General features: G+C 30.3%; 6 protein-coding genes. 5 read left to right on the top strand and 1 reads right to left on the bottom strand.

From position 1 onward, the window contains the following. Positions 1-139: 139 nt before the first annotated feature. From JBL43_RS05235 to JBL43_RS05215, 5 genes are all read left to right on the top strand, one after another. Positions 140-3,589, top strand: coding sequence for a DUF2135 domain-containing protein (locus tag JBL43_RS05235; protein WP_198840410.1), 3,450 nt, complete (start codon positions 140-142; stop codon positions 3,587-3,589). Positions 3,590-4,525: 936 nt separating this feature from the next. Beyond that, positions 4,526-4,708, top strand: coding sequence for a hypothetical protein (locus tag JBL43_RS05230; RefSeq protein WP_198840409.1), 183 nt, complete (start codon positions 4,526-4,528; stop codon positions 4,706-4,708). 126 nt (positions 4,709-4,834) lie between these two features. After that, positions 4,835-10,867 (top strand): AAA family ATPase, encoded by a 6,033-nt coding sequence (locus tag JBL43_RS05225; protein WP_198840408.1) that lies wholly within the window; start codon positions 4,835-4,837, stop codon positions 10,865-10,867. Positions 10,868-10,981: 114 nt separating this feature from the next. Further along, positions 10,982-12,085, top strand: a complete 1,104-nt coding sequence (locus JBL43_RS05220) for an endonuclease/exonuclease/phosphatase family protein (RefSeq protein ID WP_198840407.1) — start codon at positions 10,982-10,984, stop codon at positions 12,083-12,085. A gap of 184 nt (positions 12,086-12,269) precedes the next feature. Then, positions 12,270-12,812 carry a hypothetical protein gene (locus tag JBL43_RS05215; RefSeq protein ID WP_198840406.1) on the top strand — a complete coding sequence of 181 codons (543 nt, stop codon included), beginning with the start codon at positions 12,270-12,272 and terminating at the stop codon, positions 12,810-12,812. Positions 12,813-12,942: 130 nt separating this feature from the next. Here the strand turns inward: JBL43_RS05215 and JBL43_RS05210 are convergent, their stop codons facing one another. Beyond that, entirely contained in the window at positions 12,943-14,358 is a 1,416-nt protein-coding gene (locus tag JBL43_RS05210) for an alkaline phosphatase (protein ID WP_117879570.1), read from the bottom strand. Positions 14,359-14,524: the final 166 nt, after the last annotated feature.

Here is a 14,524-nt window from a genome sequence, read left to right as displayed (position 1 = left end):
TCATATACTTTTTAGTTAATCTTCTTAATAACTTTGTGTCTTGGTCGTTTCCCTAACTTAAATGACCACTTCACGCATTTCTCATTTTTTATTCAATAATTAATGATGAGTTTTACTTTAAATTAAAAACTCACTAACCATGAAAAAATTAATCATACTTAGTTTTCTAATGTTAAATGCTATTGCGTTTACTCAAGAAGCTCCCAAAGTTCTCCTCAAAGATAAAAGCACCTTAAAATTGACAGACTTAAAAGTTAATGTAAATATTATAGGAAATACAGCAACCACAACCTATGATATGAAGTTCTATAACGAGTTAGATAGAACCTTAGAAGGTGAATTAGCTTTTCCTTTAGGACAAGGCCAATCGGTATCAAATTTTGCCATGGAGGTAAATGGAAATTTACGTGATGCCGTAATCGTGGAAAAAGAATTAGCGAGAGTCGCTTTTGAAAATACGGTACGACAAAATATTGATCCTGGATTATTAGAGAAAACACAAGGCAATAATTATAAAGCAAGAGTGTATCCAATCTTACCAAAAAAGCACAAACAAATCGTCATTACCTATGAGCAACAATTGTACACTTCAGATAATACGTTACAATATGTTTTGCCTTTAAACATCAAAGAAACCTTAGATTCGTTTTCATTAACCTTAATGATTCCCGATAATGGAGACATCCCAAAAATAAACACCGAAAACTATAAGAATACAGACTTTCAGTTAATCGGAAACGCCTACTTATCTACAATAAGTAAAAAGAATCATATCCCTAATGAATCCGTAACAATTGAAATACCTACGAATACATCAAAAGAAAATGTAGCCACGTATAAAGAATACTTCTATAGCTATAAAACAAGTACACCTAAAACAAGACTAAAAGTAAAACCGAAACAAATCACAATTGTATGGGATGCGTCCTTATCGATGCGATTTCGAAATCTTGAAAAAGAAATCAGGATACTAAAAGAGTATGTTGAATATTTAGAGAATGTTGAGATACAATTTATTTCTATTAACAACTCTATAAGTAAGAACAAGTCGTTTTCAATTGTTAAGGGTAATATGGATAGCCTAGAAAATGAAATAAGAGCAATTCATTATGATGGTGGTACTTCTTTTGATTTGAGTAAAACCAAATTGAATAAAACGGACGAGGTGTTATTGTTCTCTGATGGTTTGTCCAATTTAGGTGATTTTAAATTATCTAAAAATAGTCCAACATATTGTTTGAATGCCATGACATCATCAAACCATGAACTGTTAGAAGCTATTGCTACTAAATCTGGAGCTAATTATATCAATCTAGCTCGACTTTCAGATACAAACGCAATCAATATTTTAAAACAAGAAACTTTCCAGTTCTTAGGAATTAAACCATCCAATAATGTCACTGAAGTATATCCGAAAAAGAACACAAATGTAAATTCTAGCTTTTCTATAAGTGGTAAATTCAAAAAAAATACGAGTATTGAGTTACTATTTGGATATAACGGAAAAGTAACGGAAACTTCCAAAATAGATATCAAAGCGAATAATGAAAATAAGTTGGTAAAAAGATTATGGGCAAAGAAAAAACTAGCATTCTTAAATCAACATAAGGAAGAAAATAAAGAGTCCATCATTTCACTAGCCAAACAGTATCATTTAATGACAGATTTTACATCAATGTTAATTCTAGATAGAATTGAAGACTATGTAAAATATCAAATTGAACCACCAGCAGAACTGAAGCAACAATACAAAGAGTTGGTAAAGTATAAAGAAGAAGAAATTGCTTGGAAATTAGAAGATATTCAAGAAAGAAAAGAAGAAATTTTTGAAGACTATCAAGATATTTTAACTTGGTATAAAACTAAATTTCCTAAAAGGAATAGAGATCAAACTAAAAAAAAGGTCGCTAACACCACACCACAAGAATCAACACCACAAACTACAGAAACAGAAGTTGAGGAAGAACCTTTACAACCTCAAAATAATTCTAGAGAAACAAATGATGTAGCTACAATTAATAATAATGTGCAGTTAGACTCAACAAAGAATATAATTTCTGGTGTAGTGTTGGCAAGTGACGGATTACCATTACCAGGTGTAAATGTTGTTGTAAAGGGAACTACTTATGGTACAAATACCGATTTTGATGGAAAATTTGCATTGAACGCAAATCAAAATGATGAGCTTGAATTTTCGTTTATAGGTTTTGATACAACGAATTATATCGTTGAAAATACAAATGAGATAAATATTAAACTAGATGAAAGTGCTAATAATCTTGATGAAGTGGTCGTTGTGGGTTATGGATCACAGCGAAAAGCATCAATAACTGCTTCAGTCTCTACTGTAGTTTCTAATGCTCTATCTGGAAAAGTCACAGGTGTAAACGTCACTTATGCACCTGGAGCTTCAGAGACTACACAAATAAGGGGAGCGAGTTCAATAGAAACATCACAACCACTATATGTTGTTGACGGTGTAGTAGTTGAGGTAAGCCCCATGGGTACTTTAAACCCTGAAGATATTGATTCGATGAGTGTACTAAAAGCTGCAAGTGCATCTGCTATTTATGGAGCTAGAGCAGCTAATGGTGTTATATTGATTACGACAAAAGAAGGAGTAGAAAACAACTCAGAATCCATTCAGGAATTCAATACAAAAATATCAAGTAAAACGGAATTACAACCTTGGAATCCTGATGAACCCTATATCAAAATACTTGAAGAAGAAAAGACTGTTGAAGATGCTTATAATAGGTATCTAAAAATAAGAGATGAATATGCTAACATTCCTACATTTTATTTAGATGTAGCCGATTTCTTTGATAAAAAAGGAAATTCAGAAATAGCAATAACGGTACTGACAAATCTAATGGAAATAGAGCTGGATAATTATGAACTAATGAAAGCTCTTGCCTATAAATTGGAATATTTTAAAAAATACAAAATGGCAGTATTGGTATATGAAAAAATATTAGAACTCAGACCTGAAGAGCCCCAGTCATATAGAGACTTAGCCTTAGCATATGAAGAAATAGGTAATTTCAAAAAAAGCTACGATTTACTATATAAAATATATAACGGAGACCTTCTTGAAAAAGATGAAGAAGAGTTATTCTATGGAATAGAGCATGTGGCTTATATCGAATTATCTAGATTAGTAAATAAATATGGTAAGAAATTAAAACTAAAAAAATCATTTAGAAAACAGTTTAAAAAATTACCTGTGGATATTAGAATAGTAGTAGATTGGAATCATAAAGAAACAGATCTTGATTTGTGGGTAATAGATCCTAATAAAGAAGAGGCCTATTATAAAAACAACGAAACAAAAATTGGCGGACATATGTCTGAAGATCTAACCGAAGGTTATGGTCCAGAAGAATTCATGTTAAAAAATGCGATAAAAGGAAAATACAAAATTTCAATAGATTATTTTACAGACAATGTTCAAAAAATATCGGGCCCTACAATTTTAAAAATAACCATCTATCGAAATTATGGAAAAGAAAATGAATCTAAGAACATTTCAATATTAAGACTTGATGAGGAAGAAGAAGAAATTGAAGTAGGCAGTATAACTTTCTAATAGTTAATTATATTTCCTAGCGTTGAAACCATGTCTTTTACTAATCTAATTATTAGTAAAAAATAAAGCTCCTCAACTCGATTAAGGAAGTCTCAACGTGAGTTACGAACCTTCTAAAGCGAGGGATAAAACCTTATAGTCACGAATACTAATAGTGTTTCTCTCTCGCTCCCAAAGGTCGCTCCCGTTCCGTTGCACTACACGCTAACAGGTTAAGCGGTGTTCGCACCAAACAGTATCCCTGTACAAAAACGTGCCGTCAAATTGGAAATTTGCCTTGCACCATTCCTTATGCCTCGCCTTCGGTCGGCACAATCCATTCGTTTCTTGCACTGTGTAATGTTTGGTGCTCACCCATAGCTACTTTTACACCCAAACCCTTTAAGGTGTGCTAACGCACGAGATTTTTATTGGGTGTAACCGCTCTTTAATTGGGCTCGCCTGCATTTGCCAGAACCTACTGCATAGACTTTTTCGTCACTTTTATTGCAAGCCAAAAAGCACATTGCCCTCAATGCTTGATCGGGCAAAGAGCTTTTAAATTCAAAATCTATTTTGGCAGTTTATGTTGAGGTTCTTTTTAAATAATAGTTACCCAAAACAGATTCCTGAATTTAGCTGGCAGGTAAAACACGTTTTTAAAAAAGTCTGAAAAAGCCTTTTTGAAAACCGTGTATTACGCAATAAAATCGCCAAAAAAGTCTAATTGTGGCACACAACTTTTAAGATTAAACAATGTTGTGTGTCGGTTCTGGCACTCGCCGGCGGCTTCGCCTTTATAGTGGTTCGCTTCGCTCAACCTGTTAACCTGTTCCTCATCATAATAAACCGTTAGGCAATTTACGCATCGCAATAGTAAAGCAAAGGGATTTGCTAGATACTATCGCTTCCTCGTTTCGGTTGCCTAAGATTTATTAATTAAAAAATTGTGTCTAAATGGATTTTAAAAAAACAAATACAGCCGTTATCAAAACAATGTTCTCTCAAATGGATAAAGAAACTTTTATAAAAAACATGGGTTTACTAAAAGAAGAATTGACAAACGTTGAGGTTACTACAAAAAATGAAAATTACAGAATGTCTTTATTAAATTTGTATAAATGGCTAGAAAAATACTAGAACTATAATGTTAACTATTTTGATGAAATTGTGTAATAACTATTTATGAATCAAAACATAACGTTTTTTGATGTAAATATATAGTGTAATTTGCCTAAATTTATATCTTTTTAAAATTAGTACTTAATGAATTTAAATATAAATAATGGAGGGGAAGTTGCGGCTATTTCTGGATATTATAAACAGTATGAGATTTTTGCAACCAAAATTTATGACTATCTTTTAAATGATGAAATCGAATGGGTTGAATTAGCAAGCAGTGAAGTTGGAAAGTTAGATGACGTCTTAATTGGTTTAGAGAACAAAATAATAGCTTATCAAGTTAAAAATATTTCTTCCTCAAAATTTTCATATTCATCCTTTATCTTCTCAGAAACAGAAAGTATTTTAGAAGGGTCATTTAAAGGTTGGTTAAAAATAAAGACTCAATACCCTAACCATATTCTAGAAGCTAAAATTGTTACTACACAAAGTCCTTCTGAAGATGACAGAATAACTGCATATAAAGGTGCTTCTAAACCTTCATTTAAAAAGTTTTGCTCGAATTTTTGGAATAAAATAAAATCAGGCAAGTATAATCTTGAAAATATCCCATTAGCTTGGCAACCCGTTTTTGAAGAGTTAAAGACATTGACAAATGCCGATGAAATTGACTTAATTCAATTTATAATAGATTTTGAATTCATTTTTGAACACGATACTATTGAGAATCAAATCATCGATAATTACACCTGGAGAAAAAGAAAGGAAGATATTGATAAAATTACAAAGTCAATATTTGAAATTATTGGTCGTAAAGGAAATGTAAAATTAACTAAAGATAACATTCTTACTGATTTCGGTCTTGGATATAGATATGAAACTCATTTTAGACATTCTTTTTTCGTTGATGAGTTACATTATCAACCGATCAAGGAAACCGTTGGTAGACTAAACGAATTAGCTTCCATTGACAATCAAGGTTATATTGCCTTAATAGGTAATGCAGGCTCAGGTAAATCGACCTTATTAACAAAATGGTTAAATGATTGCGACCATAGAGTTTTAAAGTATTATGCCTATGTAAATAAGGATATGAACTATAATTCAGGTTATAGAGGTGAAGCAAAAATATTCTTAAAAGATTTATTAGTTCAAATTAGAGAAAAAGGAGCCTCAATACAAGATAGATTACCTACTAACGATATTGAAGACTTGCAAAAACACCTTAAAGAAGAACTGAATAAAATTTCTAAAAGTGGAGTTAAAACATTTATTTTAATAGATGGATTAGATCATATAGAAAGGGAGCAGAAGATAAACAAAAGCTTAATATCTATTCTTCCATTACCAGAACAAATTCCTGAAAACGTATATTTTATTCTTGGCACAAGAACTATTGAAAGATTAGATGATCTTCCTCAACGAATCAAGCTTGATCTTATAAACAAACAAAGAATTATTACTATTAAACCTTTCTCTAAGGAACAAGTTGACAATCTTACAAAGTCATATGATATAACACTAGATCAAAATCAGTTAGAAAACCTTTTTACTAATTCAAAAGGGCATCCATTATTTCTGAGGTATACAATAGAGGCATTTTTTAGTAAAGGCTTTGATAAAGTTGATGAAATCATAAATGAGAATATTTTTAGTGGAGATATTTATGATGAGTATAGAATATTTTGGAATAATATTAAAACAAAAGTTAGGTTTGTTGAATTGCTTGGGGTTCTCTCACGATTTAGATATTCATATATAGATGTGAAATTATTATCAAATTTCAATTTTTCAAGAGAAGAAGCTGAAGAGGCAAAAAAAATGTCAGAGCATTATTTCTTCAAAAAAGGAAATTTATGGCAATTTTTTCATAACAGCTTTAAAGAGTTTCTAATTGAAGAAACATCAAAAGATATATTCTCAGAAGAATATGATAGTGATTTAAACATAAGTTTTCATTTAAAAATATATGAAGGAATTAAAGATATTAATGATGAATACAAGTGGAATATTATTTATCATTTATTTGAAGCAAAAGAGTATGGTTTAATTGTCGAAACAATTTCTCAAGAGTACTTTAGAGAACAATGGTTTGAATATAGAAACACTAGATATATAAATGATGATATTAAATTGGTCGCTCAAGCAGGTGGTTTAATAAAAAGTTTAAAAACACTACTTATTTGTTCTCTATCAGAATACGAACTTAGACAAAGAATAAATAATTTCACACCAAGTTTACATTACGAAAGTTATCATAAATTATCAATGATAGATTTGGCTAATTCTTTCATTTACAATAGCGTTGAATTATTGGTAGAAAAAGAAGTTGCATTAGATTACTCGTTGTTGTTATATCAAAAAGGTTATTCAGAATTATCCTTGGAAATTTTCAGAAAAGCGGAACCTACATTCATTTTAAACAATGTCAAGGAAGTGTCTTCAAGAAAAATAACCAGAGATTCAGTATATCAAATAGATGAAGTTGAATTGATGTCTACATGGGCGAAGGCTTCAAGCGTCTTCAACCCTTTAAGTGAAATTTTTGAAAAATTGAAAAATTTCGAAGTTGTAAAAGAGTTTCCTGCAGATGAAGGTAGAGATGTTCTGTCAGAATCGATATATGAGATTTTACAATTAAGAATTGATGCAAAAGATTGGGAAGGTCTCAAAGAACTTATATCAATAGTTAATGATATAGGGACAAAAGATGAATTGTTTTATTGTTATTTTAAGATTGTTTGGAACCTTGATGATGATGATGATTTTTATAATTATTGTAAAAACGAACTTTCAAAGTGGAATGTGACTAAAAACAATAAGATTAATATAAGGTTAGCTCTATTTGAAGTGTTAATTAACAAGGATTTAAAAAGAGGCAAGTTGGTGTTTGAAAAATTAACAGCACCTATAAATAAGGACAAAGGAAGTTCAATTGATCATTATGATTTGTACAACTATGTTTTTAATTATTCGAGGTTATATTATATAATTTATCAAAAATTCTTAACCAATACCAACTCTTTTGTTCCAGATTTAAAAAACCTTTATTTAACAGCTTTTTGCAATGAATATGCAGAATTAGGAAAATCATACGCATATATCCATCTTGAAAGTAAAGAAGCCTCAATTGAATTTGTTTATAGGATTAAGCAAATATTCCATTATTTTCATAATCATATAACTGAAAAAGGCCATGAATATTCAATTCATGAAAATAAAGCAGATATAATAAATCTTATATTGAAGCTCTCTTTAAAAGTGTCAGATGAATTATTTAATGAGATTCTTTCCGAAGTTTCTATTGAGTGGAATAAAAACGAAAAGTACTGGAAAGAAAACAAACAGCAAGAAGTGCTAGAATGGGTAATAAAGAGTAAAAAAAATGATGAATGGTGTACAAGACATCTAATAAGGCTTAATACTTCAATTTTTCAAGATGGGTATAATACTGACAGGATTGATAAAGGTGTTTTTCAAGTCAAACTATGGGCTCTATTAGGAAGAATCAATGAAGGAAAAGAAATTTTAAATCATTTGATGGAAATCTCACTCGATGTGAGGGGAGAAAAAGATCATCAAATTGATTATTTGGTTAGTTGGTTGGGAAAATTTGAAGAAGTTGATTCTAATGAATTAAAATATTACCTAGATAGGTTAGACTCAATCTATCAAAAAGTAAATTCAGGTTCCCGTACACCTGCCAAAGAAATTTTTATTTATTCACTCGACAAGGGTAATGGATTTGAAATGTTCAAATACTTACTTATGGAGGGGCTAGTTGAACTTAATGATGGAGTTGAAATTCTTTTAGAATATTTTCTTCAAAAATTCCCTAAAAAGAGAACACTTTTTGTTTCGTTATACATCAGATTGGTTTTAGCATTTGATAATAACCATTATAACAGAGAAAGTTTCTTTTTTAAATTATTAAAGCTTGATTTATCAACTTCTGAATTAAAAAAGATAATTAAGGATATTAAAATCTACACAATTCTTGAACATAGAGATGATTACTTATTGAAACTAAAAGATTATTCACTTGTAAAGGGATTTGATTTAGAAGAAATTGGATTGAATATTGAAATTATTAAAAAAGATAAAGATTCTAGTTCGTATTTAACACTTAAAGACGGAACTTCATATTCTAAGGATGAAGTAATAGAAGTTATTAAAGATTATGATCATCTAGTCGAATTAATAAGTAAAGAGGAAAACCATGGATATTTTAATTGGCTGATTATTATTGAGAACCTTTCTCCAAGTCTAAATTTAGAACAATTAAAATCATTGTTAAAGATTAAAAATTATAGTAGTGTTGATTTGATAAAATATGCACAAATTTTCTATGATAAGGGGGATTCGGGGAAAACAAAAGAACTCATAGAAAATGCTCTCAATCAATCCAAACATAACAGTTGGGATGAAGTTTATGATAATGATATAAGAATGAAAGCATTTAGTCTATATCACAAAATTGACGATAAAGAATACGTTCAAAATGAAGCTATAAAAGATTTTTCTTATAACTTTAATATTAATCATGAATCTTTAATTGGAAAGTATGATTCCGTATTCAAACTGATGTCAGAGGAACTTAAAATTGAGGATATATATAAAGAAATTTATAAATACAAAAACGAACTTTTAAAATCTCACTATATAACAGAAGGCACACCTGAAATAGATGGTGGTTTAACTAATGAAGAATTGCTCTATCGAACTATAATTTTTTTGATAGAAATACCTTCTAGGTTTGATGATTTTATTATTGAAATCTTATTAAATGACTTTCATGAGAACAAAAATTTAATCAAAGTATTGTTGACCGAGATATACAAGAAAGAATATTATTATACATTCACTAAGCTTGTGGCGGGAATAAGCTTGATTGATGTTGAATTTTTAACAGATTTTAATAGTAAAATAGTCAACATGTTAAATCATGATAGATATGATATTCATTCTATTTCAATTAGAGTCCTTGAAAGGATGAAAGTTAATTCTCAAAACTTGTATGAAGTTAAATCAAAAAAAGAACCACTGACATATTCGTTAAAACTTGATGGTTCAAGAAGCCTGATTTTGAGTGAAGATGTTCGATTTGATAGAATTGGTGAAACAGGTTATTTGCCCGATACCGATAACCCCATCGAATATGTTTGGATATATAAAAAAGAACTTGAGTTAATAACCGATCAAACTGATTATGAATTAATTAACTTAGCTACAAGAGTAAAGCAACATTCTAAAAATATGATTATTCCAGAATGGTATAGAAACTTGTCTGAAGAAGAATTAAGAAATTTATTTAATAATAGGTTTGGTGTAAGAACTACATATTTAAGGCCAAGAAGTCAGTCTGTAATTAATGGAATGATGATAGTTTTGAAAGAATTGGTAGAGCTCAGAAAAATTGAGACAGAGCTAGCTGATTATATCTCAAATATATTTGATGAATCAATATATTTAATTCAACCACAAGAAAAACCAAAATTTATATCATCCATCCTAAAAAAAGACAATTATGCACCATCAGCAGACAGGAAATGGGCACATGAAATTACGGAAGAGCTCTTAGATGAAACTCTTAAATTTTCTGTTTTTGGAGACTTAATTATACTTGCGGAGACGGCAACAATTAAAGGTCAGGGCGATGGACATGTAAGGGAAGATAGACAATCCTTTATTGATAGTTTTGATAATGCTATTAAATCTAATCTCATATTTTCTACAATTTCTAAATGCTATTATGAGAATTATGAATATGGAGAGTTTACGAATAATATTACCTACTATAATTGGTTGATGACATTCAATCAAAAAAGAAATTGGTTGGCCTTTAACAGAGGATTAGCCCAACATATGGAATTAAAATTAAGTCCTGATGGATACTTTAGGTGGTTAGATGAAAAAGATAATGTAGTAGTTGAATCAATTTATTGGCAGTCAGGGGAAGAATATAATAACAGTAGAAACTTGCATTCAGAAAGTGGAAATGGATGGTTCGTAGTTATCACAAAGAAAGGATTCGAACGTCTAAAAAAAGCTTTAGGTTATAAAAAATTGTACCAACATAAAAGAATTGAAAGAGAGTTGAAGTTTATACAATCCAATTATGACACATATATTAATGAGAAAAATTCCGATTATAAAGTAAATGAAATACCTACTTAATAAATCGCTATCCATAATTCATACAAGCCTAATCGAAGGGTTTTTAAATTTTTAAATAGAAATTGTAGCAATTTGTAAGAATTTAATGTATTTTTAATTTAAAACCACTCTATTATGCCTTGGTACAACGACCTTCGACCACAATCTGACGATAAAAAAATTGATTACGCCTTAATTTTTCCATCACTAAACAATTCAGATAGAAAACGAATCATTAAAGATGTTCTTGATATAAGAGCTGATTTAGATGAAAAAATACCAAGTAAAAATGCCGATTCGAGTCTACTGTTGGCTTCATGGAATATTAAAGAGTTCGGCCATTTAAAAGAACGCATTCCCGAATCCTATTTTTATATCGCAGAAGTAATTAATAGATTTGATTTGGTAGCTATTCAGGAAATCAAATCAGGTTTAGATGATTTGTTTATCATCATGAGATTATTAGGAAGTAATTGGAGCTATACCATAACGGATATAACAGAAGGAACCGATGGGAATAAAGAACGCTTCGCATACATATTTGATAAGCGAAAAGTAAAACCTTCTGGATTATCAGGTGAAATAGTACTTTGGGATAAATTGACCAAAGACTCAGCAATAAAACAACTTAAAAGATCACCAGCAATAACAGGATTTATAGCAGGTTGGAAATCATTTTCTTTATTAAACATTCATTTGCAACCAGGCAAAGGAGATGCAAGTAAGGAATTTAGAAAAGAAGAAGTTCGACTCTTGATGGAAGCCATAAAAGAGAAACTAAAAAGACAGCACTTTTGGAATGAAAATTTAATTATGCTTGGCGATACAAACCTTTATAAGAACGATGACGATATTGTCGACATCATTAACAAAACGGATTTTAGAGAAGCTGAAAATTTAATTGGTAAGGTTACTAATGTAAGCGAAACAGAGGTATATGATAGAATATTTCTAAATGTTGATAAAACCTTTTTTCATTTAGTAAAGGATGAAAATGGTAAAGAAAAAGGAAACGTATACAAGCCTTTTGAGGTAATTTATACAGAAGATAAGAGAAAGGCATATCATAATTTTATGTTAGCACATAAAGATGATCCATCTACTTTAGTTTCTGATGAAACATTTGAAAAATACTACCATCAATACTGGAAACGAAATCAAATTTCTGACCACAATCCAATATGGATAGAAATAAAAATTGATTCTACTGATGAATTTTTAAGAAGCAAGTTGAATTAAGAAATTGTAATACAATTTGATAATCCAATCAATAAAAATAATAATTTGTAGACATATCGGGTAGAGCCAAAATACAGATATAAATATGTTATGGTGAATAAGAAAAATACATACAAAAACAAACTGTTAAAGGTGTTTAGGGCAGTTTCTCAAATGGAAGCAGAATTATTAAAACTCACGACCAATGCAGGATAATTATATTTATGTTGAAAACGTAAAAGAAAGTGATCTTTTAAAAGCACTTCAAGACTTAGCAAACCTTTATTCTGACACAGGTTTTACAGACGAAATCAATCTTTATCGTAAAAAAGACAACTCTGATTTATATTCAATCGTTTTTACAAATTTGCCTGATTTTGATAGATTTTCATATTTTGTAAATTACCTATACCTCCCCATTGAATTGGATAATTTTGAACCTAAAATTAGAGGGTTTTATCAAGTCAAAAACATAACAGATGATCTAGTATTCAAAACAGGAAATTGGATCCAATTGTTTATGACAAAGAATGAAACTGGCGTAGATGAAGTTAGTGTTGCTAATGAAAATAATGAGAATTATAATTTTGATTTTGGAGGTCGTGTAAAAAAATTAAATAAAAAGCTAGAAACTTATCATTTTATAGAGTTAGATTTAAACGATTTTTATTTTGTGAAAGTTATAAAACCAAATAAAAAGATGAAATCAACAAATTTAGAATTAAAACCTTGGTGGAAATTTTGGTAAGATTACACCTTTTCCTTTTTATAAAAAAAAAGCGGAGACATGCTCCGCTTTCCTACTAACTCAAAACTACAGTCAAATGTAAAACTGTAAACTTTTAACTTATGGCGATGTAAAATAAAAATTATTCTTTTTAAAAATTATTCTCAACTTCTGCCGCTTCTAGCATAAAATAATGTAACTCTGTGTTTTTAATAAATGGTTTTAGCATTTGGCTTCCTGGTCCAAACATTGCTAATTCTACATAATCAGCTGAATGTTTCATACTAATCCAACCTACCGAATTATGTTGTTGTTGAATTTCTGCTAATACTTTAAAAGGTAGATGTCTGGGATTGTACAATCCATCTTCAGTTTTTAAATCGGTATAATAACTTAATAACTTTTTCGCCTCATCATCAGATAGTATAACATCATTGGCATATTTTACACGTTCTTTTATTCGAGACATAGAAGTTTCTTTTCCTAAACCTTTTAAAATCCAATCATTGGTATGTTTATAATGTTGAATTGAATCAAAATTATCATTAGCTTCATTACCGTAAATTAAACCTGGATTTGCATTACCATGATCTGTGGTTATAATCACTAAAGTTTCTTCATCTTTAGTTGCGAAATCAATAGCTACCTTTATGGCCTCATCATGAGCAACCTGATCTCCAATAAGACCCGAAATATCATTTCCGTGTGCTGCCCAATCTACTTTTCCTGCTTCTACTTGAAGTACAAACCCTTCAGAATGATCTTTCATCAAACTTATTGCTTTCTGAGTCATTTCAGCTAAACTTGGAACATTTTGCAGTAGTTCTTTACTGTTCTCTCTATCTATTGAATAAGGTAAGCCATCATCCGCAAAGACACCTAGAATAGGTCTATTATCTTCCGCCCCCATCATCTGCTTCCTAGTTTTAACTACTTGATATCCGGAAGATATAAAACTAGCATACATATCTTTTTTATCTTTCCTTTTTTCTGAAGAAAAATAATTATCACCACCCCCCATCATTACATCAAATTTCTGCTCTAAGTATTTTTCTGCTATCTTATCTTGAGCGTGTCGCGACTTTTCATTTACGCAAAATCCTGCTGGAGTAGCATGAGTAATCGATACAGTTGTTACGCACCCAGCTTTTTTACCTACACTCTTAAATTTTTGCCATAATGGCATATGAGCTTCTCCTTTGGTGCCCATATTTATAGAACCGCTATATACACGTTCACCTCCACCCCATGAAGAACTTGCAGCGGCAGAATCTGTTACGATAGAACTTGCTGAAGCCATATCCATTAACCCTCTACTTACCAGATTATCCTTGTACAGTTGTAACCAATTAGTCCCCATCCCAGTCTTTCTCGAGAGGTATAAGTCCGCCATATTTAAGGTACCTATACTCATCCCATCACTAATTATTATAATTATATTTTTAGCTTTTTTCCCTCTAAATGTTAAATCATTATTGGTACCACTGGCAAGAACATTGATAGGATTTAATAAAGTTGCTCCTAACGTAAGAAGCGATCCGTTTTTGAAAAATTTTCTTCTGTTCATTATTCTATTATTTTTAATAAAGTTATTCATAGAATCCGTCTAATCTTTTAGTTTTTGAAGTAGTAAGGCAAAGCATGAGCCTTTAATAATTAGAAAACGGAGTAATGTAATATGTATATAAAAACAGGTTAAGTAATAGATAGAATAGTATGACACTACCCTATCT

It is taken from the genome of Aureibaculum flavum (assembly GCF_016406085.1).
Taxonomy (GTDB): domain Bacteria; phylum Bacteroidota; class Bacteroidia; order Flavobacteriales; family Flavobacteriaceae; genus Aureibaculum; species Aureibaculum flavum.
This window is presented reverse-complemented; position numbering and strand designations above follow the sequence as displayed.